The 23,237-nt window shown below is 34.8% G+C and carries 20 protein-coding genes; 4 read left to right on the forward strand and 16 right to left on the reverse strand.

All coding sequences use genetic code 11. The features are described 5' to 3' along the window. Positions 1-12 precede the first annotated feature (12 nt). From BX659_RS10955 to BX659_RS10970, 4 genes are all read right to left on the reverse strand, one after another. Complete coding sequence (locus BX659_RS10955) at positions 13-309, reverse strand: hypothetical protein (RefSeq protein WP_097018331.1); 297 nt, start codon at positions 307-309, stop codon at positions 13-15. Between the two features lie 132 nt (positions 310-441). Beyond that, a complete protein-coding gene (locus BX659_RS10960; RefSeq protein WP_253250752.1) occupies positions 442-726 on the reverse strand; it encodes a DUF1540 domain-containing protein in 285 nt (94 codons plus the stop codon). Between the two features lie 182 nt (positions 727-908). Next, on the reverse strand, positions 909-1,094 hold the full coding sequence (locus BX659_RS10965; RefSeq protein WP_097018332.1) for an aspartyl-phosphate phosphatase Spo0E family protein: 186 nt from the start codon (positions 1,092-1,094) through the stop codon (positions 909-911). Between the two features lie 197 nt (positions 1,095-1,291). After that, positions 1,292-1,666 (reverse strand): hypothetical protein, encoded by a 375-nt coding sequence (locus BX659_RS10970; protein ID WP_097018333.1) that lies wholly within the window; start codon positions 1,664-1,666, stop codon positions 1,292-1,294. A 460-nt stretch (positions 1,667-2,126) separates the two neighbouring features. On the opposite strand from BX659_RS10970, the gene BX659_RS10975 reads away from it, so the two are divergent. Beyond that, entirely contained in the window at positions 2,127-2,405 is a 279-nt protein-coding gene (locus BX659_RS10975; RefSeq protein ID WP_181186435.1) for a hypothetical protein, read from the forward strand. Between the two features lie 287 nt (positions 2,406-2,692). Here the strand turns inward: BX659_RS10975 and BX659_RS10980 are convergent, their stop codons facing one another. From BX659_RS10980 to BX659_RS10995, 4 genes are all read right to left on the reverse strand, one after another. Further along, positions 2,693-3,661, reverse strand: coding sequence for a polysaccharide deacetylase family protein (locus BX659_RS10980; RefSeq protein ID WP_097018334.1), 969 nt, complete (start codon positions 3,659-3,661; stop codon positions 2,693-2,695). A gap of 321 nt (positions 3,662-3,982) precedes the next feature. Next, the gene (locus tag BX659_RS10985; RefSeq protein WP_097018335.1) at positions 3,983-4,753 is read right to left on the reverse strand and encodes a nucleotidyltransferase domain-containing protein; all 771 of its coding nucleotides are present in this window, start codon (positions 4,751-4,753) and stop codon (positions 3,983-3,985) included. 22 nt (positions 4,754-4,775) lie between these two features. Further along, positions 4,776-5,723 (reverse strand): DMT family transporter, encoded by a 948-nt coding sequence (locus BX659_RS10990; RefSeq protein WP_097018336.1) that lies wholly within the window; start codon positions 5,721-5,723, stop codon positions 4,776-4,778. Between the two features lie 101 nt (positions 5,724-5,824). Beyond that, complete coding sequence (locus BX659_RS10995) at positions 5,825-7,591, reverse strand: M3 family oligoendopeptidase (RefSeq protein ID WP_097018337.1); 1,767 nt, start codon at positions 7,589-7,591, stop codon at positions 5,825-5,827. A 271-nt stretch (positions 7,592-7,862) separates the two neighbouring features. On the opposite strand from BX659_RS10995, the gene BX659_RS11000 reads away from it, so the two are divergent. Further along, entirely contained in the window at positions 7,863-9,146 is a 1,284-nt protein-coding gene (locus tag BX659_RS11000; protein WP_097018338.1) for a glycosyltransferase, read from the forward strand. A 178-nt stretch (positions 9,147-9,324) separates the two neighbouring features. Here the strand turns inward: BX659_RS11000 and BX659_RS11005 are convergent, their stop codons facing one another. The 5 genes from BX659_RS11005 to nadA all read right to left on the reverse strand — a co-directional run bounded on the left by BX659_RS11005 (position 9,325) and on the right by nadA (position 15,600). Then, entirely contained in the window at positions 9,325-10,974 is a 1,650-nt protein-coding gene (locus tag BX659_RS11005) for a methyl-accepting chemotaxis protein (RefSeq protein WP_097018339.1), read from the reverse strand. Positions 10,975-11,209: 235 nt separating this feature from the next. After that, entirely contained in the window at positions 11,210-12,223 is a 1,014-nt protein-coding gene (locus BX659_RS11010) for a PTS transporter subunit IIC (RefSeq protein WP_097018340.1), read from the reverse strand. A gap of 14 nt (positions 12,224-12,237) precedes the next feature. Then, positions 12,238-13,071: a carboxylating nicotinate-nucleotide diphosphorylase gene (gene nadC / locus BX659_RS11015; RefSeq protein WP_097018341.1), complete on the reverse strand. Its 834-nt coding sequence runs from the start codon at positions 13,069-13,071 to the stop codon at positions 12,238-12,240. Next, complete coding sequence (nadB, locus tag BX659_RS11020) at positions 13,058-14,677, reverse strand: L-aspartate oxidase (RefSeq protein WP_097018342.1); 1,620 nt, start codon at positions 14,675-14,677, stop codon at positions 13,058-13,060. Before nadB ends, nadC begins: the two co-directional genes overlap by 14 nt. A 14-nt stretch (positions 14,678-14,691) precedes the next feature. Continuing rightward, entirely contained in the window at positions 14,692-15,600 is a 909-nt protein-coding gene (gene nadA / locus BX659_RS11025) for a quinolinate synthase NadA (protein WP_097018343.1), read from the reverse strand. 481 nt (positions 15,601-16,081) lie between these two features. Between nadA and BX659_RS11030 the strand changes: the two genes are divergently transcribed. Next, positions 16,082-17,404, forward strand: a complete 1,323-nt coding sequence (locus BX659_RS11030) for a sodium-dependent transporter (RefSeq protein WP_097018344.1) — start codon at positions 16,082-16,084, stop codon at positions 17,402-17,404. 475 nt (positions 17,405-17,879) lie between these two features. Continuing rightward, positions 17,880-18,743 (forward strand): formate/nitrite transporter family protein, encoded by an 864-nt coding sequence (locus tag BX659_RS11035; protein ID WP_097018345.1) that lies wholly within the window; start codon positions 17,880-17,882, stop codon positions 18,741-18,743. A gap of 112 nt (positions 18,744-18,855) precedes the next feature. Here BX659_RS11035 and BX659_RS11040 read toward each other — a convergent pair whose 3' ends face one another. The 3 genes from BX659_RS11040 to BX659_RS11050 form a co-directional block, all read right to left on the reverse strand. Then, positions 18,856-20,190: an alpha-amylase family glycosyl hydrolase gene (locus tag BX659_RS11040; RefSeq protein WP_097018346.1), complete on the reverse strand. Its 1,335-nt coding sequence runs from the start codon at positions 20,188-20,190 to the stop codon at positions 18,856-18,858. Between the two features lie 192 nt (positions 20,191-20,382). Further along, the gene (locus tag BX659_RS11045) at positions 20,383-20,937 is read right to left on the reverse strand and encodes a manganese efflux pump MntP (protein WP_097018347.1); all 555 of its coding nucleotides are present in this window, start codon (positions 20,935-20,937) and stop codon (positions 20,383-20,385) included. A gap of 313 nt (positions 20,938-21,250) precedes the next feature. Further along, positions 21,251-23,143, reverse strand: coding sequence for a methyl-accepting chemotaxis protein (locus tag BX659_RS11050; protein WP_172431918.1), 1,893 nt, complete (start codon positions 23,141-23,143; stop codon positions 21,251-21,253). Between the last annotated feature and the right edge of the window lie 94 nt (positions 23,144-23,237).

Here is a 23,237-nt window from a genome sequence, read left to right on the forward strand (position 1 = left end):
TATTTAATTTGATTAAAGATCTAAATCAATGTCCTGATTAGCAAGTAACTCCTGCAAGTTATTTTTAAGCTCTGCTAGATTATCTTTATTTTTAATATCATTATCTTGGTCTATATTATTTAATATATCAGCAATTCCACTATCTGCTAAAAAATTGGAGAACTCCTCTTGATTACTCATATACATATCAGAAAGATTCTTTACTAACTCTAGATTATCATCACTTAAATTATCTGCTCCTAATTCTTTAATAACTTCAGGATCGAGACCAGTAAGCTCTGATAACCTTTTTAGCTTTTCATCACTCATTCTACCCCTCCTCTTCTTATCTTTTACTTTATTATATCTATGTTTGATTCTAGTATTTCTTGCATACAATCAGGATATTTTTTAATAAAAAACTTCTTCTTTAAAAGAAAAAACTGACAATTAATTGTCAGTTTAAACTTCAACATTATTATATTCACTTCCGCCCATCTCTGCTTGATACTTATCACGAGGAACGAAGGTCTTACAACAACTTTGATAACATTCATCGACTGGTGATGATCCTAAATCATCAACAATCTGATTAGTATTTTCTACATCCATTTCATTTGGAAGCTTTTTAGCAAATTCATCACTGACTACTAGTATCTTTTCAGCTATACATAGATTTGGACCTTCCCACCATTGACAATTATTAACTGTACAATGTACGTGTGATTTCTGTGAGATTATACTCACCCCTTTTTTACTTTTAGTATTTTAAAAAAACTGATTTAATATACCTCTAAAAGAGAGTTTCTTTTGGTAATCCTAAATAACTATATCTATTTCTTGACAAAAACAAAATCTATAGAGATCAATCTATTTATTTCTAATTTCATAATCAGAGTATTAAAAATTGTAGAGATAACAAAGTAATATCAAGCATAAAAGTATAATCCAGTATTATAGAATTTAGTATAGATATTAATCAAGGCATCAAGCTCTAAGCTCAATTGTACTACTTTAGGATGATAACTATCATATTCTAATTTACTCAATCTAAGCTCTTCTCTTAATTTTTCAATCTTATCTTTAATAATTTTAGTAATTTCCATCTTAATCATCCCCTTTACCCCTTATATATATAATTATAACTTAAATACTATAAAATCAAAAATTTTCAGCAAAATAATAACAGAAAAATTAAGCTTAATAAAATATTAATATAAGAGATAAAGTTAAAAATGATTGAGGATTAAGCCTTAACAGTTATAATTGTCTAGAAAATTGATTTTCTTAGATATGTAATATTGAAATAATCTTATTTCTTATATAATTTGGCTAATTGAGAAATCTCCTCCTCATTCAGTTCCATTAGCATATTAATGATATATTCCTTGTCATAAAGTTCAAAATCAAGGGTTCTTTCAATTGTTTTATCTGTAAAGATTCCCCACTTATACAATACTCTTCTTCCCCATTTAACCAAATCATTCTCAGCTTGCAGCAATCTACTCTCTACCTCCCAATAATCTAACTCATCTATTAAATCAAGCTCCTGCTCTAAGATTTCCTCTTCCCCACATTCATCGCTTAGCTCATCAATATACTGATGATATATGTCGTTAATTATCTTTTTATATCCCACTGCCAACATATACTCCTGTTGTTCTGTTGAATATTGATTAAACCTCATCTTAAATCCCTCCTTCTTCTTTATTATAGATATCCAACTTTAGAATGAATAATTAATAAAGCATAAATAATAGTTAAGTTCAAGCCCCTTAAACCTTCTAGAAAGATAAGTTTTTATTTATTCACTATTATTTATTATTTGTAAAATTGTCCCAATATCATTCTATTGTTTGATTCTAGAGTTATTTGTCTATATAGCATTTCCTACTTCAAAAGAAAATATGTAACCATATATTATAGAATTCTGAACTATAAAACAAAGTTTGATCTAGCTAGAGTAAAAAATTAAGTCTAAGTATAGCAGTTTTCTCAATCTTAACCTTAGAATTATAGTATGGTAATATCTCTATATCAAGAACATTATGAATTAGATGCCATAAAAATCAATCTATGTTATTTATTATTAACAAAGCTATTAGCTCTACATATAATATATAAACTAGAATGAAAGGAGGAGAAAGATGAGTAAAAAGAGTTCACAAAAGTACCATGATGACTATTATCCACCAAAAAAATCTGAACGTGGAGTAGCTCCTGCTGATATCGTTAGAGAGCTAGATCCTTTGGTTGATTATGCCTTAGAGGAAGGTAGAAAAACAGGGCTTAGACATGCTATCATGGAGGTAATGCTGGTTTCATATCTAATGGGAATGGGCTTTGACTATGATACTGCTTATATGATTGTTGAATCTTGGGAAGTAAATGAAAGGTTCCCAGGAGAATATGATTACCGCTATTAAGGTAACGAGTAATAAATACTAACACCTTTATAACATTATAAGTCTTTGAATTTAAAATAAAATTTCATAGGAATAATGCGACACTTTTTCTTTGGTGGTTAGGAGTTAGAAATTTAGGTAGTTAGGCAGTTCCTAACCACCTACCCACCTGTCTACCTAATAAACAAAGTGTCGCAATATCTCTCTATAACGTCATATTTAACTTTAAATTCAAAAGTCTATATCTATAATTTCCCTCTTATATAAAAGAACAGTATGCCTATGAATAGGCATACTGTTCTTTTAAGTTAGTACTTAACAATAATCTGAGAGCTTATTCTATTGTCATAGGTCTTTAAGAAGATTCTATTTCTAGAGTATCTCAATGGTAAATCCAAATCTAAAGAGAGAACCCCCTCTTCTAGCTCAACCCTTCTCCAGCCATAACCAGAGACATATAGTTGAGCCTTTGTTATCTCTGGACTGATTTTGACTTCAACTTTTTTTAATTTATTATCTTCCACTACTTCTTGCTCTAACCACTTAGCCTTTAAATATCTATAGGATAGATTCAACTCCAAATTAGAGTTTTCTCCAATCGCAACCCTATCTAGATCAAATAGATCACTCTGCTCTGAAACTCCACCTAAATTCTGATTAAAGATAGCTCTAAATCCAAAGCCCTTAACCACTTCTTTAACTCTAGAATTATACTCTCCATAAGGGTATGAGAAGAACTCTGTTTCAATCCCTAAGTTCTGATAAATATCATCTATGCTTTTTTTGACTTCATCTCTCAACTCTTCTAAAGGTAACCTTGTTAAATGCTTATGTCCATAGCTATGACTCCCAATACTCCCATATCTGCTTATCTCCCCTAACTGCTCCCAAGTCAAAAAATCTCCATAATTATAGTTGATAGCCTTGGTATTAATAAAGATAGTAAAGGGATAGTTATACTCCTTAAATATCTCCAATCCATTCTCATAAAAGCTCTCATAACCGTCATCTATAGTCAGAGCTACAGTCTTATTAGAAATAGGCTTGCCCCATTCAACCTGATTGACCAGCTCCTCTAAACTTAAGACTCTATAATTATTATCTTTAAGGTAATCAAATACCTCTCTTAATCTCTGATTGCTGATATTGGTTGAGGGGTATCTTGGGTCATTAAAACGATGGAACACTAGAATATTGGCATCACCGTAAACTCTATGGCTTAATAAAAGTAATATAAAGATAACTATAAATAAAACAATCTTAGTACTCCTCTTCATATTCTCTCCTCCTTCTATTTTTAAGGGTTTCTAGCTTATATCTTCTAATCAAGCAAAAGAAATGATAAATTTTTTAAAACACAATACTCTAATAAAAATTTCTATATATTTTTATTAAATCCTGCTAAATCAGAAAATTTAATATAATGATACTTAAATTAGGTAGACTTAAACTTTTAAGGTATAACACATAAAAATCGTCTACTCTGATACCGACTGAAATCTCGATATCAGAGTAGACGATGAAGAAATAACATAGATTTTATCTTTTAATAAAGTATATTAAGATACTATTGCTTACCTTTTATTCAGCTATATTATCTATCGCCATACCTCCTCTAAAGTGGTTCTAAATAATTGATTTAAGCTATCATAGCCTATAGGGCTTATATCTTCAATACCTCTTACATACTCTTGGTAATAATTAAGCTGCTCTTCAATAAAGTCATTGATAATCTCTATCCTAGCTTCCATAGCTAACTTCTCTCCAGATCTCTTTCTGGCTAATAACCTCTGGATTTCATTAGACAGACTCTGATTAAAGCACTCTAGTTCTAATAGCTTCTCAAACTCCATAGGGGGAGTACTCTGATACTTTTCCATCCACTGACAGGCTAAAAGTGGTCTTAAGACATAAAAATACTTCTTTAGCTCAACCTGCTTATCTGCTAAGTACTTGCGATAGTTTCCCTTGGCCATATGTAAGTAATGATAGATATTTGCCTTAGTAGAGAAGTACTCTTTACTTAACTTCCTTAATCTATCTACTACAGAGTACTCATTTAGATAGACAATAGGAGAAGATAGCCATTCCATTAAAGAAGGATTTGATTTTCTAAATAGTTGTAAAGCCTTAGCAAGATCCCAACCACTAATATCTAATCGATCACCGATAGGATACTCGATGACATCTCTTCGCTGATCTATTGAAAGATACCAGTCAACAGGATGAATATAGATAAATCTAACATCATAGTCACTATTCTCTGAAGAAAGCCCCCAAACACGACTCCCCGCTTCCACAGCATATAAGATCTTAACCTTCTCTTCCCTTTCAATTCTCTGTAATCTCTTTAAAATTTCTTCTCTCATTTTAATCAGTCCTCTATTAATTTTAGATTTTTCTATAAATTCTTCTGCTTTTACGATAATTAATAATTATTATCCCAATCGATACCAAGAGTAAAGAAAAGAGTAGATTCAGATTCAAGCTCTCCTCTGCTAATAAAAGACTAGAGAAGAAGACACCACTGACTGGAATTACAAACTTATAGATGGTAATGTAGCCAAGGTGATTATATTTGATTAAAGTGTACCAGAGAGCAAAGCCTACTGCTGAAATCATAGCCAAATAGATTAATAATAAGAAGGTTGAAGGAGTAAAGCCCAAACTCAGCGGTTTTACTTTGGTAATCGAGATCAGAAATAAAGTCACAGAACCTAGGAGCATCTGATAGGCTGTCACTAGCATGGGTTCTATTCTCCTAGTTAAACTCTTAGCTATAATACTGGCTATAGTAGCAACTACTGCTGAGGCAATTAAAAACCCCTCACCTAATAGAGCAAAAGAAAAATCAAAGCTACCTTCCTTTAAATTAACAACTATCACTCCTAATAAGCCCACCAGTAAACCTATCGCCTTTTGGAGGTTGAGTTTATCATCCTGATAGATAAAGTGAGCTAGGATAACTGTTAAAAAGGTTCCAGTTGTGCCTAAGATTGAAGCCTTAGCTCCAGTAGTATTAGCTAGACCATTATAAAAGAAAAAGTACTGCAAAGTAGTCTGTAATAAACCTAAAAATAATAGGAATTTAAAATCAACAGCTTTTAGCTTAAAACTTTTTCTACCTCTACGTAAAGCCTGATAAGTCAACAATAATATCGCTGCAATAAAGAAGCGATAAGAGGCAAATAACAGCTTTAAAAAATAATCCTCTTTGCCTATTTTTAAAACCTCATAACTTATCTTTAAAGATGGAAAGGCAGTTCCCCATAATAGACAAGCTAAAATTGCCAATAAGGGTACTGAATATTTATTGGTGAAAATATCTCTTTCTCTCATTTATTACTCAATCCTTTGCTATATATGATCAGTGGGAGTATATATTCTGTAAGTTCAAAAATATTTAAAACTTATACTTACACTAGCACTCCCTCTATTTATTAAAGTTTAAGAAACTCTTCAATGTCCTGCTTAATTATATCTAAAGAATCTCTCCAAAAATCTATAGAATTAACATTTATTCCAATAGTTTTGGCAACATTTACTACACTCTCTTTTCCGCTAACAGCTAATAAAGAATTATATTCCTCTATAAAGCCTTGACCCTTCTCCAAATATTGAGCATAAATACCTTTAGCAAAGAGTAAACCAAAAGCATACGGGAAATTATAATAATTCAATCCTGCTGAATAATAATGGGGCTTACATAACCACATATAAGGATGTAGACAATCATGGTCTAAACCTCGACCATAGGCCTTTTTTTGAGCATCTATCATCATCTCTTTAAGCTCTTCTACTGCTAATGAAGAGTTCTTTCTTCTCTCAAAGACCTCACTTTCAAAGAGATAACGGCTATAAATATCAACTATTACCTGCCCAGCATCAGAGATTGAGCTCTCTAAAATAGTTAATTTTTCCTCTTGCGAAGCCTTCTCTAAAGTTGCCTGTTGAATGATAGTCTCACAGAAAATCGAAGCTGTTTCTGCTAAAGGCATTGGATAGTCGCTATTAATTATACTCTCATCAACTAAGCAGCTTCCATGATATCCATGCCCCAACTCATGGGCTAAGGTCAAGACATCACTTAAACTCCCTGTAAAGTTTGCTAAGATTCTACTCTCACTTATTGGATGGATATTACTACAAAAAGCTCCCCCTCTCTTCCCACTTCTAGGCTCAGCATCGATCCAATGTTTAGCAAAAGCATTATCGGCATAAGCGGCCAAATCATCGCTAAAGCTTCTAAAGTTACCTACTATAAACTTCCTAGCTTGATCATATGTAAATCTCATCTTAGCCTCACCTATTGGTGCAAAAAGTTCATAAAAAGGCAATCCAGCTTGATATCCTAATAGTTCTGCTTTCTTTCTATAATAATTGTTGAATAATGGTAGATACTCTTTAATTGCTTTAAACATCACTTCTAGGGTTTCAGTTTCCATTCTAGAATCAAGCAAGGTCTTCTCTAAAGGGCTTTGATAACCTCTCTGTTCAGAAATAGTCAGTACCTCTCCCTTAATCCCATTCAAAGCAGCTGCTATAGAGTCCTCTATCTGCTTATAGGAATTTAGCTCTGCCTGATAAGCCTTTCTTCTAAGAGCTTGCTCATCCTCATAGGCCATATTCCTGATAACTGGTAAAGGCAATTGCTTCTCTACACCATCTAGCTCTATCTTGACTAATAAAGTAGAAGTTAATAGATCATATAACTTCTCCCAAGCCTTAGAGGCAGTACTGCTCATCTTAGCAATTAATACCTCTTGCTCCTCACTTAATAAATACTTACTCTCTTTAGCAAGCTCTTGTAAGAAGAAGCTATGTTCAGTTAATAGCTTAGAAGATACTATAACTTCCTCCAAACCATCTAAAGCAGCAATCCATTTCTGAAATTTAACAGAGGGCTTTGTCAACAATACCTCCTTCTCTTCTAAACTCTCTATTACCTTTAACGCCTGTTGATTTTTGGCATCTACACTCAAAGTCAGTTGAGCAAAGTTAAAGAGCAGTTCAAATAAAGTATAAATCTCTGTCAATAAGGTTATATATTCTTCTGCCTGTAATACAGAATTGTCTGTATTATCTAAACCTTCTTCACTCAGTTGATTGATCTGACTGATTTTCTGATCTAACCTCTTAAGATCACCCTTAAATCTTTTAGAATCAAAACTAGGATATAATTCCTTCAAACTCCATCTTAAATTCATCTCATCAACTCCCATCTCTCTTCTATATTACTAGCATAGTATAGAAAAATTGATTTCTTGTCAAGAAAAAATTACTTTTACTAACGACTCTATCTATCCCTAAATTGATAATTAAAACTATACTACTCTTCTTATTTTATGCTAATTAGACTTTAATATAGGAGCTATATTCTAAAATCACATCTATAACTATACTCTAGCTTCCATTCATTCTTTGCTAATTATTCAAATATATATAATTGAGTCTAACTATAATAAGGAGGAGTCAATCATGAAAGTAGCTATTTTGACTATGTTCAATGGGTTAAGTCGTACCTACTCTCTAGTAAATGTAGTAGCAGAGCAGCTAAAAATGCTGCTTAATAATGGGATTGAAACTAAGGTATTGGTCAGTGAGCATTGCCCTGATAATCAAAGAGCTGGCATTTATACAGATGATAGGATTGAATGGGTTAAGGTCTGTAATAGCATTGATGGTAAACTGATTCATTGGAAGGACTATTCTCAACCTACTGGCAAGGTACATGATACCTTCTTTGAGGAGGTTGAAATAGTAGCAGAGGATTTTGTAGATAAACTATCTGATGTAGATGTCTGTATTATCCATGATATTCATTATCAAGGCTGGCATCTACTCCATAATGTTGCCCTTAGAAAAGCCCAGAAGCAGCTATCTAAGGTCAAGTTCATTGCTTTTACTCATTCATTTCCAGTTAATCGACCACCACAGGTAAAGTGGCCCTTTTCTGCCCGCTATACACCAATGGAGAATACCACCTATATCTACCCTACCTATTCTGGCATTCCAGCATTAGCTAAACAATACAATGTTCCAGAAGGAAGGTGTCGAGTCATTAATAACAGCTTAAATCTCTTAGAGGATATGAATGAAATCACCCAAGAGATTACCCAGCAAGCCAACCTTTTGGCTAGTGATATCCTAATAGTCTATCCAGGCAGACTGACTACAGGCAAGAAATTTGAGAAGGTTGCTGCTTTAGCAGGAGCAATTAGTAAGCAGACTGAGAAGAGTGTTCAAATTATCTTCTGTGACTTCAAATCTGCCGATATCAAGCCAGTTGCATATAAGAAGATTATTATAAATACAGGAGCTAGTTTTGGACTAAGTCAGGAGAATATACTTTTTACCTCTGATTTAGGATATCCCCATGGAGTTCCTAGAGAGGTAGTCTTAGAGCTATTTACCCTCTCTAACCTCTTTATCTGCCCTTCTTATTCAGAATCCTTTGGCTTGACGGTATTAGAAGCTGCTAGTAGAGGAAACTTTGTTGTCTTAAATCAGGCTGTGCCTGCCTTAGAAGAGCTGGGTAAGAAGTTAAATGCCTATTTTATGAGATGGGATGCTAGAAACTTTGGTTACAATACCGTTGAAAAGTATCAACCCTCAGAACAGGCTTATTATGAAGAGCATGGAGAAATCATCACCAATTTGATGAGAGAGAATCCTGTAATCCATGCTAAAACTATGGTCAGACAACGCTATAGTCCAGAGTGGATTTGGAAGAATCAGCTTGAACCATTATTAGAGAAGTAGGCAAACACCTCACCACAGAAATTTCTGTGGTGAGGTGTTTTTTAATACACTCTTAAAGTACAGGTTCCTTTAGAATTATTTAAGAAAAAATCAGTTCAACTTATACAGTATGGAATAATTAATCGACATTCTTACTATAAAAAAGCCTACTTCGCTAACGCAAAGTAGACTTAACAAATTATAATTTATAATTATCTATCATCTCTCTTAACCCTAAAGCCATATTAGCTAACTCCTCAGCTGACTTATTAACTTCATCAGACATAGCCTTCATATTTGAGCTTGAATCTCTCACAAGTTCACTGCCTGAAGCCAACTCTTGAGTAGAGGCAGTGGTCTCTTCAATATAAGCTGAAGTATCTGTTACTACCTCTGCAATCTTATTCAAAGAAGCTTCTGTCTCTACAATCAGCTCTTCACCTCTTTTGGCCTCTTGATTGACAGATTCAATCGCCATTAATCCTTCTTGGGAGCTACTTTGAGTATCCTTAAGTAGAGTAATTACTTTATCAGTAGCTTTAGCTGTCTCTTCGGCTAAAGATTTAATCTCTTCAGCTACCACAGCAAAACCTTTACCAGATTCCCCTGCCCTAGCGGCTTCAATTGCTGCATTCAAGGCCAACAGATTGGTCTGCTCTGCAATTTCAGTAATCATATTTACAACCTCTGTAATCTCTTGGGAGATACTATCTAGCTTACTGATAACAGTCTTAGCTTTAGCGACCTCAATATTTATGCTCTTCATCTTAGAGATAGTCCCCTTCATCTTACTTCTACCCTCTTCGGTCTTTAAGTTAGCATCCTCAACCAGTTCTACTATCTCTTGACTACTACTAGATATCTGTTGAATACTGGCTACCATCTGATTGATACTTTCAGCTGTAGCTTCAGTGGTGGCATTTCCCTCTTGAGAAGAAGCTAGTAACTCTTGACTATAAGCTGATAAATCATCAACCACACTTAATATCTTCTGTAAAATCTCTGCTTGTCCCTGAGTGGCATGATTAAAACCTTGAGTTAATTCCCCTAACTCATCATTACTGTTAACCTCTAATTCAACGGTCAAATCTCCTTTAGCAACTCTTCTCAATCCTGTCAAGATTCTATCCATATTCTTAGTCAAATAATTTGATATCTTGACTATAATCAAGACCATAACTACTATAAAGATAGCAAATACCACAGTTAATCTAAGGATTGTATCTAATTTCATCCTCTCCATCTCTTGATAGGACTCTACCAAGGTTGCATCGATAACAGACTCATACCCCCCTGAACCTACAAACCAATCAGTACCCTCAATCGGTTCAACATAACCAAACTTTCTCTCATTCTCCTGAGTATTAGGATTTTGATAAATATAAGTAACAAAACCTCCCCCAGCTTTAGCCTCTTTAATAAACTCTTTAAGGATATAAGTTCCTTCAGAATCCTGTAAATCCAAGCGATTAATCCCTTGCAGCTCTGTAGCAGTTGGTAGAGCAATCGTCTCTCCTTGATAATCATAGATAAAGAAATAACCAGCCTCTCCAAATCTAATTAGATTATTCTTCTCAACTATCAGCTCTCTTAACTCTTCTTTAGATAGAGTAGCTTGGTTCTCCCGATAGATCTCTGCTAGATTCTGTGCCATAGTATGGACAGTGTCTTTGATTCTATCATACTCTCTAGTTATTAGTACCTCTTTAAGCAAGCTACTATTATTATCAGCTAACTTATCAAAACCTCTAATTACTACTCCACCTAAAATCAACATCATTACTAAGAAACTAAGTCCAATCCCTATTAAGATTTTTATTCTAATCTTCATATCTCTTATTTTTATCATAGCTATCATCTCCTTTCTTCAAATCTAAAAATATTATATCTAATTATACTAATTCAATTTATATAAAGCAATCCCTCTTTAAATAATTATCTTCATTAAATTACTAGCTATGACAATTTTAAAATTAAATTGTAGGTAAAATAAGAAGAAGTATAAATTCACATCAAATCTCTTTTTTCATTCACAATCACAAGCAAAAAGAGCAGCCAGATTTGGCTACTCTTTTATAGCATCATTACAAATCTAATAACAAATCATTCTCTCTAATCAACCCTTGCCTACGCATAAATTCAGCAATTAACCAAGTCAAAATAGCTGGCAAGATAAAATGTAGGAGAATAATAGAAAAGATTGCTCCACTTCCCATGGCTTCAATCGTTCCAAACTGTCCAACCAAACCTGCTGTTCCCATCCCTGAACCGATGGGAATATTCTCCATTGGTATGATAGTTGTAGCAATTGGTCCTAAGATAGCCCCAGCTAAAGTTGGTGGAACCCAAATCAGAGGATTCTTAACAATATTAGGCATCTGTAACATCGATGTTCCCAGACCTTGACTAACAGCCCCTCCCCAGCCATTCTCACGAAAGCTCATCACAGCAAAACCGATCATTTGGGCACTACAACCAACAGTTGCTGCTCCTGCTGCTAAGCCACTTAAGCTCAACATAATTCCAATAGCTGCACTACTGATGGGCAAGGTCAATGCCATTCCCATTAAGACTGATACCAAGATGCCCATCGGAATTGGTTGCAACTCTGTTGCCCTCATAATCACTTGACCTAAGCCCTTCATCAAAGCATCAATTCCTGGTCCTACAAACTTAGCAGCTAACATACCTGTAATGATTACCGTAGCTGGAGTCAAGACTATATCAAGCTTGGTCTCTTTAGAAATAGCTTTACCAAACTCAGTACCGATTACCGCTGCAATAAAAGCTCCTACAGGACCACCCAACGCTGCACCAGCAGCACCTGTTACTACCGATGTAAAGATTACCAAAGGTGGCGCTTCCAATCCATAAGCAATTGCTACACCAATGGCAGATCCCATCATCCCCATGGCAGTCTTACTAAACTCAAGCAAAATTGTAAGATGTAAGCGCTGCCCTAAAACCTTTAAGATTAAACCTACAATCAATGACGCAAAAAGTCCCTGTGCCATAAATCCTAAAGCCTGCACTCCATAACGCTCCAAGGAAAATTCTATGTTCTTTCTTGCTAAAAATCCTTTTTTATTTTTGGACATTCAAATTCTCCTCTCTAAAAATTCAAACTAATATCTAAAGACTTAATACTGTGAGTCAAAGTTCCTAAGGAGATTACATCTACCCCTGTTTTGGCTATCTCAACTATATTCTCAGCAGTTATTCCACCAGAAGCCTCTATAATCGCTTGCTCTCCAATCAGCTCTACTGCTTCTCTCATCAGCTGAGCATCCATATTATCAAGCATAATGATATCAGCTTTAGCTTCTAAAGCCTCTTTAACATCTGCTAAGCTCTCTGTCTCTACCTCTATCTTCATTGTATGAGGAATATTGGCCCTAGCTTGACTTACTGCTTTTAAGATACTGCCTACTGCAGCAATGTGATTATCCTTGATCATTACTGCATCATAAAGTCCAAAACGATGATTGGCTCCACCACCGACTCTGACAGCATACTTTTCTAAGATCCTTAAACCTGGGGTAGTCTTGCGGGTATCTACAATCCTAACCTTATAATTTGCTACCAGACTCTTATAATAATTTGTCTTAGTAGCTATCCCTGACATCCTCTGTAACAAGTTAAGGGCCAATCGCTCTGCTGTTAAAATTGAACTGCTCAAGCCAGAGACTTTAGCCAGCTCTGTACCAAAGTCTACTTCAACCCCTTCTTCTACCAGAGGCTTAAATTCTATCTCTTTATCTACCTGTTCAAACACTAAAGCAGCCACCTCTAAACCAGCAATTACCCCTTTGTCTTTGGCTAAGATAGTCGCTGTTACTTCTTCTCCCACTCCGACAACTGCTGCTGTAGTTATATCTCCAGTACCTACATCTTCTCTTAAAGAATTATCTATAATCTCTAAAATCCTATCTCTATTCAAACTCAATAGCCAACTCCTCCCACTCTCTATCCTTCTGTAAGATAATATGTTTCTCCCAAGCAGTCTCTACTACTGGGAAGTCTTTGCGATAATGTGCCCCTCTACTCTCTTCTCTGTATAAAGCACCTTTAAAGCTTAGATGAGCTAAAGTAATCAGATTCTGTAGCTCAAAGTCATGTACATTAGATAAATCATAATTTAAATAAGCAAGTAGGTTATCTGCTTCTGCCAAACCCTTTTCCAATTCAGTTCTCTCTCTAACTATCCCTAGTTTAGCTGACATCAACCCTTTAACCCTTTCTTTTGAAGGAATTTTCCCTATATCTTCTATAGTACTTTGAGCCTCATATTTTAAGCTAATCCCTTTAGAAAAATCACCTTGATTTAGATAAGTAGTTGCTCTATCAGCTACCCGCTTACCAAAGACCAATCCATCTAATAAAGAGTTACTAGCTAACCTATTAGCCCCATGAATTCCTATACAGGCAGTTTCTCCACAAGCAAATAACCCTTTAATATTAGTCTCTCCATGCAGATTGCTAAGAATTCCTCCCATCAAATAATGGGCTGCTGGAGCTACTGGAATATAATCCTGACTGATATCTATCCCATGGTCTAAACAGGTGCGATAAATTGTAGGAAATCTCTTCTTTATAAAGGCAGAATCTAAGGCTGTTACATCTAAATAAACATGATCAGCACCACTTACTTTCATCTCCTGATAGATAGCACGGGCCACTATATCTCTAGGAGCTAAGTCAGCCAATTGATGGTACCTGGTCATAAATCTATCACCAGCTTGATTTCTAAGTACTCCACCTTCACCTCGCACAGCTTCAGAGATTAAAAAGTTATCTACACCCTCTAGCTCTAAGGTTGTAGGATGAAATTGAACAAACTCTAAATCAGTTACCTTAGCTCCTGCCCGATAGGCTAAAGCAATCCCATCACCTGTAGCTACTGAAGGGTTACTAGTAGCATGATAGATCTGTCCCGCTCCACCAGTAGCCAAGACTACTACCTTACTTAAATAAAGCAGATACTCCTCTTGCCTTCTATCATAAGCTAAGATTCCATGGACCTCTTGATTATCAGTAAGTAGATCTACAGCAAAGATTCCATCTTCTAAAGTAACATTATCTTCTGAAGCTACCTGCTCAACTAAAGACTTTCTAATCTCTCTTCCTGTGGCATCACCACCAGCATGTAAGATTCGCCGACAGCTGTGAGCAGCCTCTTTAGTTAATAGTATCTGCTCACCTTTACGGTCAAAATTGACCCCTAAATCTATCAGTTCCTTAATCCGCTTACTCCCCTCATTAACCAAAATATCTACTGCTTTAGGGTTACATAAACCTGCTCCTGCCTCTAAAGTATCTTGGTAATGTGACTGGGGGGTATCTTCTTTGGCTATTACTGCAGCAATTCCACCTTGGGCATATTCGGTGTTACATTCAGCTAATCTTTCCTTACTTAAAAGAGTAACTTTTCCTGACTTAGCCAAATTCAAAGCTGTAACCAATCCTGCAATTCCTGTTCCAATAACTAGAAAATCACTCTCTTCTTTTCTTAATTTAGCTGTATCAAAATTCTTCAAATATCTTGGGAGCATCGCTCTTCCCTCCATTATTTACTTAACTCTAACATTTTATCTAAAGCCTCTTTGGCCTTAGTTCTAGTGGCTTCATCGACACTAATCTGATACTTCATCTCTTCTAAAGCCTCTGCTACATGGTGTAAAGCAGTCTTTTTCATATTCTGACAGATTAATCCTTGATTTAAGAAGTAAAATTGCTTATCTGGACTGTCTTGCTTTAGTTGATATAAGATTCCCATCTCTGTACCAATAATCATCTTCTTAACCTCTGATTGTTTGGCATACTTTAAAATTTGAGCTGTACTGCCTACAAAATCAGCTAGCTCTACCACCTCTGGTCTACATTCTGGGTGGACTAAAATCTCTGCATCAGGATGAAGCTCTCTAACTCTATGGATACTGTCATCCTTAACTCGATGGTGAGTAATACAGAAGCCTTCCCATAGGATAATCTCCTTATCAGTCTGCTGACTCACATAATGACCTAAATTCTGGTCAGGAACGAATAAAATCTGGTCGTTATCGATAGCATTGATAATATCTATTGCATTTGAAGATGTACAGCAGACATCACTCTCTGCCTTTACCTCTGCTGAAGAGTTAACATAACAAACAACAGTAGCCTCAGGATACTCCTGCTTCTTCTTTCGCAAAGCATCTGCAGTGACCATATCAGCCATTGGACAGCCTGCATCCCTTTCTGGTAGTAATACAGTCTTATCAGGTGATAAGATAGCAGCACTCTCAGCCATAAAGTCTACCCCACAAAAGACTATTACATCGGCATCGGTCTCTGCTGCTTTACGGCTCAATCCCAAAGAGTCTCCTGTATAATCTGCTATCGCTTGTACCTCATCTATCTGATAATAATGGGCCAAAATGATTGCATTACGTTCTCTTTTAAGCTTATTTATCTTATTAACTAAATCCTCTTTCATAACATCCTCCCCAAAATAAATTTATTCCATATTAATTCACTCAGACTTGATAATGACAAATAATCAATTATCAGTAACGAGCATAATTTTAAAGCATTATGATATTTTAATCCTTTGAGTTTAACTGCTCACTCTTTACTCTTTACTTGTTACTGGCATCTAACTTAACATTAATCTAAAGCTCATTTTAAAGTTAGATGAGTATACTAGTACATATTTTATAATTCAATCAATGTTATGTCAAGTGTCTTTACACCTCTTCTTTTGATAGATAGTCATAAATGACCAATTCTAAAATGAATTTATAATTCTATAAATACACAAGTTCTATCTTTCTATTTTTATTTATAATATAGACACTTCTTTCTATTAATTTTTAACTTTTATAAGCTAAATCATTGAAATTTCTTTGTTTTTTTGCTAAAATTTCTATATAATTATATATTTTTTGCTTCACGAGACGAGGAGGATGAGATTGAGAATGGAAAAGAGAGAGACTTTTAGTGGCAAGATTGGATTTATTTTAGCATGTATTGGAGCAGCAATTGGACTAGGTAATATCTGGATGTTCCCTTGGAGGCTAGGTAGCTATGGTGGGGCAGCCTTTTTAATCCCCTACCTTTTCTTTATTCTAGTTTTAGGAACTACTGGCTTGATGGGAGAGTTTGCTTTTGGACGTAATAAGAAAAGAGGAGCTATTGGTGCCTTCAAAGAGGTCTTTGCAGAGAAAAATTTACCCTTTGGTTCCTTTTTAGGAACAATCCCTGTAATTGGAGTCAGTGGAGTATTTGTCTTCTATTTAATTGTAGTTGGCTGGATACTGAAATACTTCGTATTAGCTTTAAGCAATAGTTTTGCAACTGTAAGTATAGATAATATACCTGCTGTATTTGGTGCTTTTGCTGGTCAACCCCAGAGCATAGTATGGCATATGTTAGCTATAATCATTACCTTAATTATAATCAACCTAGGAGTCGTTAAAGGGATAGAGCAGGCTAATAAGTATATGATGCCTACCTTATTTGCAATATTGATTATTCTAGGAATTCGTTCTTTAACTTTACCAGGTGCAATTGAAGGGCTAAAGTTCTTATTTATTCCCGATTGGAGTCTATTAAAAGACCCTACTACCTGGATTATGGCTTTAGGACAATCCTTCTTTACAGTCAGCCTAGGAGGAGCGGCTATGTTGGTCTATGGTAGCTACTTAAAAGATAATGTTGATATCCCTGAATCTGCTATTCATACTGCTATCTTCAACACTTGTGCTTCCTTTCTAGCAGCTTTAGTGATTATTCCAGCAGTTTTTGCCTTTGGATTGAGTCCACAAGCTGGACCGACCTTATTATTTATTACAATTCCTAATATCTTAAAGTTGATGCCTGGAGGATATATCTTTGGTACATTATTCTTCTTAAGCATCTTCTTTGCTGCATTATCTTCAGCACTTAACTTGATGGAAGTGCCTGTTGAGGCATTGATGGATTACTTTAAAATCTCTAGAAAAAAGAGTGCTATTATTGTAGGTACTCTTGGTTTTCTAATTGGAATACCCTTAGATTTGAATATAAATTTATTTGGTAAGTTTGCTGACTTTGTCAGTATCTACTTGATACCTTTAGGTGCAGTTTTAGCAGCTGTTGTCTTCTTCTGGGTCTTTGGTGTCTCTAAAGCTAGAGCAGAGATAAATAAAGGTGCTAATAAACCTTTAGGAGTATGGTGGGATTTTCTAGCCAAATATGTATTTACTATAGTAGCTGTTGTAGTACTAGTACTTGGAGTTATCTATGGAGGCATTGGATAAAGACAGTGACGAGTAATGAGTTACTAATAATCAGTTAAAAGAGCAAGACAGGTAAAAATTTACCTGTCTTGCTCTTTTTCTATTTACTTGTAAATTATAAATTTGTGACTCTATAATTTAAATATAAAACTATATGGGTATATTGCGACACTTTAGCTACTAGCTTCTGGCCTCTCCTACGGGTTTGAAAATCATAAACTCTCCGTGATAAATCTGCTATTAGCTAAGAACTTATAAAGCTAGAGGCTAGTAGCCAATAGCTAGTAGCTATTAAAAAGTGTCGTAATATCTCTATATTCTCTCATTCCTTAATAACATACTAATTTATTAATTCTGCTTACTCTTCACTTTCCCCTTACTGTACTAAGAATTTTCACACTATTCACTAAAATAACTGAAGTTATTGAATTATACTCAGAGGTATGTTATGATTGAATTCGTGATTCTTTTAACAAAAACATTTTAGGGGGTCAAAATGGAGAAGCGTTATTTAAAGCCACAAGAAACGATTGACTATACTATTGAATCTGGAATTAAAAAGACTCATAGAAGTAATAGCATCATCTTATTATCTGCTATTATTGCAGGGATATTTATTGCTATGGGGGCTTTATCCAGTAATACTGCTGCCTATACCATCAAAAATTCTGGTGCTGCTAAGATAGTAACTGGAGCAATCTTTCCAGTAGGACTTATGTTAATTATTATTGTTGGAGCAGATTTATTCACTAGTAACTGTTTATTAATGATTGGTACTTTGGAGAAGAGAATAAAATGGGGAAGCTTTTTAAGAGTCCTAGGGATTGTCTATATTGGTAACTTCATTGGAACAGTTTTAATTGCTATTATGACCATCTCGGCAGGACAATTTGATGCTGGCAATGGTGCTTTAGGAGCTTATCATATCCATTTAGCACTACATAAGCTAGAAGCCAGCTTTGGTCAAGCTATTATCTTAGGTACTTTATGTAATATTATTGTCTGTGCTGCAGCCCTTGCTATGTATAGTGCTCAAGATATTACCAGTAAGGTCTGGGGAGGATTCTTCCCAATCTTTGCTTTTATTATTGCAGGATTTCAGCATAGTATTGCAAATATGTACTATATTCCAGCTGGCATTATAGCTAGCAAAAACCCATTGTACTTAGAGGCTGGGCACTTTACTCAAAATGAATTAGCTATGCTAACTTGGAGACACTTCTTTATTGATAATCTATTACCAGTAACTATTGGTAATATCATCGGTGGAGCAGTGGTAATTGGAGCTAGCTATTGGTATATCTTTGTCTACCAAAAGAACAGTACTGCTGTTAAAAAATCTAAACATATTGCAGCTTAAAGACAGTAAGAAGTAAGTAGTGAAGAGTAAAAACTCTCATAACCTTATTAAAGGAATTCAAATTTTTTAGTTCTTTACTCATCACTGCTCACTCTTTACTCATTACTATTCTTTATAATTCTGCTAAGATTACCTTCTGCCCTTCCTCTTCTTTAACCTCTAGAGCAAAGATAATCGGCTCTACTCCTAAAGTCATCTTTCCATCTTCTACTTTAATCTGTTTAGCACTGATTAAATTCTCATAAGTACCATCAGGTACTGGCACACTAATATCCCCTAGCTTCTGCTCTAAATTAAATACTCCAACCATTAATCTATTATTTAATTGATATGTAGCCACTACTACTCCAACTCTACCACTATCTAAAATCTCATAATGTCCTTTAGCAAAGATCTCGTCTTTCTTAATTTCCCCTAAATCTTTTAATAAATCTACATAATATTCATCAAGTAGAGTCCAATCAACTGGATCAGAATCAAATAGACTTGGAGAAATTATATCATCGGTCTCTTGACCTCCATAGATTAGAGTCAATCCTTGCTGGAAGTAATAGAATGTCGTCCAATTATATAAATCCTCTTTTACTGCTAGCAACCTTCTTGCCCGTGCTTGGTCATGGTTCTCAATGAACCTCATCTTGACATAATTAGCAGGATAGATATACTCCTGCATCCTTACCTTCTCTAAATATTGGCTAAAGGATATCTCTCCACTCTTATACTTCTTAAAGTACAGAAAGGTATCATAATCATAACTTACATCAAAGGCTTGATAGAGCTCTGCATCTGATAGACCTACAAAACCATTCTTTCTTAGAGCTTTAAGAAAGTCAGGTTCTACACTCTCAGCAAGCCAGATAACCCCCTCTTTTAATTGGGCAACCTCTGTGCGTGCCTGTTTCCAAAAATCTAGAGGAATCATCGAAGCTACATCACAGCGGAAGCCATCTACTCCAAGCTCTACCCAATATTTAAGGGCATCTATTAGATAATCCCATAACTCTTGATTATTAAAATCAAGATCTATGACATCATACCAATCACCTACCTTATTACCTACCTCTCCATCAGCAGTACGATAAAACCACTCAGGATGCTCTTCAAATAGCTTAGAATCATGGGCAGTATGATTATAGACTACATCTATCATCAACTTCATGCCCCTTTGATGTACAGCCTTAATTAAGCCTTTAAAATCATCTAAAGTACCATACTCTGGATTGATTCCTCTATAGTCTTGAATAGAGTAAGGACAACCTAACTCCCCCTTCTTATTCTTCTGCCCAATAGGATGAATTGGCATCAACCATAGAATATTGACTCCCAGCTCTTTAATATTATCTAAATCCTTGACAAGCTCATTAAAGGTACCCTCTTTACTATGATTTCTCACATAAGCTTCATAAATAATTTGATTCCTTAATTCAATCGGTGTATCAAAGGCCATCTTAACCCCTCCAGTTATATTGTATTTAATAAAGTAATTCTACATAAGAAAACCGGTTTCCTGTGTATAATCTATTCTTCATAATTATATTTTTACCCTTTTTAAGAATGGAGATACTTGATAATTTAAAATTGAAATAAAAAAACCACCAAGGTTAGCAATAAACCACAGTGGTATAATAATATTTCTAAGTTAAATAATATCCATTAGCATATTAATTCCAAAAATAACTAAAATTATCCCTCCTAGATAGTTGGCATACTTCTCAATAATTGCAAAGTTTTTAATATAATTGACTATCATCAGGGATACAGCCGTTAAGATTGCAGTGATTACTGCAATAGTTGTACCATTACTGAGTATAGGAATAATATCTAAGTTATACAATACAGAAAAGCCTACTCCAAAGGCATCGATACTCACACTAACTCCCAAAACTATATAGGTCCAAGGACTAAACTCCATGTAAACACAGGCTTCTTGATTCTCATAGCCTTCCTTCAAAAATAAGATACCGATAATTAGAATAATAGCTCCACCTATGTAATTACCAAAATCAAAGATATTACTATTAATATACCTTCCTAATTGAGCACCAAAGATTGCAAACAACCCCTGAAAGAAACCAAAGGAGAGTACAATCAAAAACTTCTCCTTAGCCCTCAACCTACTTCCACAGCCTAATCCTAAAGCCACTGCAAAGGCATCTAAAGCTAATGCTATTGCAATTAAAATAATATTTGTCATTGTAAGCACCTCTACTTTTTTTTATTATCTTTAAGAATACCCTTCTTTATAATACAAGATAAGTAGGTATATATCCTTTATTATTTGACAGGAAGATTAATTTATAACCTTTATAGGTTACTATTTATAGAATGCTAATGCTATATGTCCAGTTTAAAATTTAGTAGCTTATAAAAATACTCTTTTAATAACTTACTTAGTATTAAGATTATTCTTTATTTTTAAATTATCACAACATGCTAATATTGATATATACATAAAAAATAGGCTATGAATTCATAGCCTATTTTCAACACGCTAGCTTATATTTAAATCAAACCTTAAAATTATCCACTAAACTTTGTAACTTCTGAGCCATAGTAGCTAACTGTTGTGATGAGTTAGTAATCTCTTCTGACATATTCCCAATATCATTAGAGGAGGTCATAACTTGATCACTTTTCTGAGCTAACTGCTCAGTAGCTGCTGCTGTTTGTTGAATATGTGCAGTAGTCTGTTCACTAGAGCTTTGAATCTCAACAAATACCTCTCCTGTTCTCTTGGCAACTTCCATTCCTTCTTGAGCTTTAATATCTACTTCTTTAATAGCAGCTAAACTCAATTTTGACTTCTGTTGGGTCTCTTTCACTAATTTATTAATATCATCAATGGCTTTACTGGTCTCTGTTGCCAACTCTCGAATCTCATCAGCTACCACTGCAAAGCCTTGTCCATATTCTCCTGCCCTTGCAGCTTCAATGGCAGCATTTAATGCCAATAGATTAGTCTGCTCTGCAATATTATCAATTATCTCTACAATAGTGCCTATCTCTTGAGAATTGAGATCTAACTCATTAATAGCTACTCGACTATCCTTGACAGATTGATTGATAGCTTTCATACTAGCTAGAGTATCTTCAATATTTCTACTTCCAACTTGGGTTTGGGAATTTGATTCTTGGGCTAGACCTGTTACTTGTTGAGCACTAGCTGAAATCTCTTGAATACTAGCTGCCATATCTTCTACAAGCTGATTGGTCGTCTCTATTGTTGCATTCCCTTCCTCAGCACTAGCAGATAACTCTTCACTATAAGCTGATAAGTCCTCAACATCATTTAATAAATCAACAATAATCCCCTTTAACTTCTCTCTCATCTTATTAAGTGATTTTGATAATTTAGCAATCTCATCTTCACCTTTAATTTCAAGCTCTTCTACCTTTAAGTTACCTTCCGCTATCTCATTGGAAAAATCAACTGCCAAATTGATTCGTTTAATTATCGATTTAACGATAAAATAGATGATTATAATGGCTAGAATAATACAGATAATTGTAGTAAATAATATAATCTCTCTAAAAGAAGCCAAGCTGCCTAAATATTCTGATATAGGTATAGTAACAGCAATTATATAACCATCATATTTGTCAAAATACATCAACTTCTCTTGCTTATTAAAGGTATATAAAAAGTGTCCACTGCCTTGCTTTAAAACCTTTTGACCCCAATCATACTCAGTGATCTTCTTACCGATTAAAGCATTATCAGGGTGACTTATTATCTTACCTGCCAAATTAGTAATAAAGATATAACCTTCTTGACCAAACTTCATCCTCTTAGTTATTTCACCAATATCTATTCTGCCAACCAACTCTTGTAACTCCTCTGGTTTAACTCCAATCTGTACAATCCCCTTCTTATCCTGCCTAGCTACTCCTACATATTGGAAGAGAGTCTGGTCAACACCTCTTTTTTGTGGTTCTTGAGCCAAGCTAAAATTCTTATTATTCAGTCCTTCTAAGAAAGGTCTAGTCTGTTCTGAGCTGTTAAAGTTAAAACCAATGAACCCTGGAATATTAGTCCATTGCAATACTCCCTCTTCATCTATTATATGAACCTCTGGTATATTGAGATAACTGGCTATTTCAGTAAGCTCTTCATTTAACCTACTCTCAGGAACATCCTTAATAGCCTCTGCTACCATCTTAGTTAGCATAATTAAATATTTATTCAATGCCTTCTTAGTGATCTCTACATCCTCACTTCTCTCATCAATGCTGACCTTTACCTCTTCAATCTTGAGTTCAGCCCTATCCTTAATAAGATCATTTAAAGTATTCTTCTGTAAATTATAACCCATCACTCCCACAATAGTAGTAGCTAAAATTATCATAAATAGCGTTGGTACTAAAAATTTGATCAATATTGTTCTATTAAAAAACCTCATCGCCATCCCTCCTATTTTCTAGTTAATTGAGAATAAAAAAGAGTTAGTTATATAAGTCACCTCATTATTTTTATAATTCAACATAAAATAGCTT

Origin of the sequence: Orenia metallireducens, from assembly GCF_003001995.1 — a bacterium.
Lineage (GTDB): Bacteria > Bacillota > Halanaerobiia > Halobacteroidales > Halobacteroidaceae > Orenia > Orenia metallireducens_B.

Coding starts and splice junctions, on each gene's coding strand:
- nadA (WP_097018343.1), bottom strand. CDS start 15,600: ATGAAAGAGGATTTAGTTAATAAGATAAATAAGCTTAAAAGAGAACGT.
- BX659_RS11005 (WP_097018339.1), bottom strand. CDS start 10,974: ATGATAAAAATAAGAGATATGAAGATTAGAATAAAAATCTTAATAGGG.
- BX659_RS10990 (WP_097018336.1), bottom strand. CDS start 5,723: ATGAGAGAAAGAGATATTTTCACCAATAAATATTCAGTACCCTTATTG.
- BX659_RS11030 (WP_097018344.1), top strand. CDS start 16,082: ATGGAAAAGAGAGAGACTTTTAGTGGCAAGATTGGATTTATTTTAGCA.
- BX659_RS11010 (WP_097018340.1), bottom strand. CDS start 12,223: ATGTCCAAAAATAAAAAAGGATTTTTAGCAAGAAAGAACATAGAATTT.
- BX659_RS11045 (WP_097018347.1), bottom strand. CDS start 20,937: ATGACAAATATTATTTTAATTGCAATAGCATTAGCTTTAGATGCCTTT.
- BX659_RS10985 (WP_097018335.1), bottom strand. CDS start 4,753: ATGAGAGAAGAAATTTTAAAGAGATTACAGAGAATTGAAAGGGAAGAG.
- BX659_RS11035 (WP_097018345.1), top strand. CDS start 17,880: ATGGAGAAGCGTTATTTAAAGCCACAAGAAACGATTGACTATACTATT.
- BX659_RS10995 (WP_097018337.1), bottom strand. CDS start 7,591: ATGAATTTAAGATGGAGTTTGAAGGAATTATATCCTAGTTTTGATTCT.
- BX659_RS11000 (WP_097018338.1), top strand. CDS start 7,863: ATGAAAGTAGCTATTTTGACTATGTTCAATGGGTTAAGTCGTACCTAC.
- BX659_RS10970 (WP_097018333.1), bottom strand. CDS start 1,666: ATGAGGTTTAATCAATATTCAACAGAACAACAGGAGTATATGTTGGCA.
- BX659_RS11040 (WP_097018346.1), bottom strand. CDS start 20,190: ATGGCCTTTGATACACCGATTGAATTAAGGAATCAAATTATTTATGAA.
- BX659_RS10965 (WP_097018332.1), bottom strand. CDS start 1,094: ATGATTAAGATGGAAATTACTAAAATTATTAAAGATAAGATTGAAAAA.
- BX659_RS10955 (WP_097018331.1), bottom strand. CDS start 309: ATGAGTGATGAAAAGCTAAAAAGGTTATCAGAGCTTACTGGTCTCGAT.
- BX659_RS10975 (WP_181186435.1), top strand. CDS start 2,127: ATGAGTAAAAAGAGTTCACAAAAGTACCATGATGACTATTATCCACCA.
- BX659_RS10980 (WP_097018334.1), bottom strand. CDS start 3,661: ATGAAGAGGAGTACTAAGATTGTTTTATTTATAGTTATCTTTATATTA.
- nadB (WP_097018342.1), bottom strand. CDS start 14,677: ATGCTCCCAAGATATTTGAAGAATTTTGATACAGCTAAATTAAGAAAA.
- BX659_RS11050 (WP_172431918.1), bottom strand. CDS start 23,143: ATGAGGTTTTTTAATAGAACAATATTGATCAAATTTTTAGTACCAACG.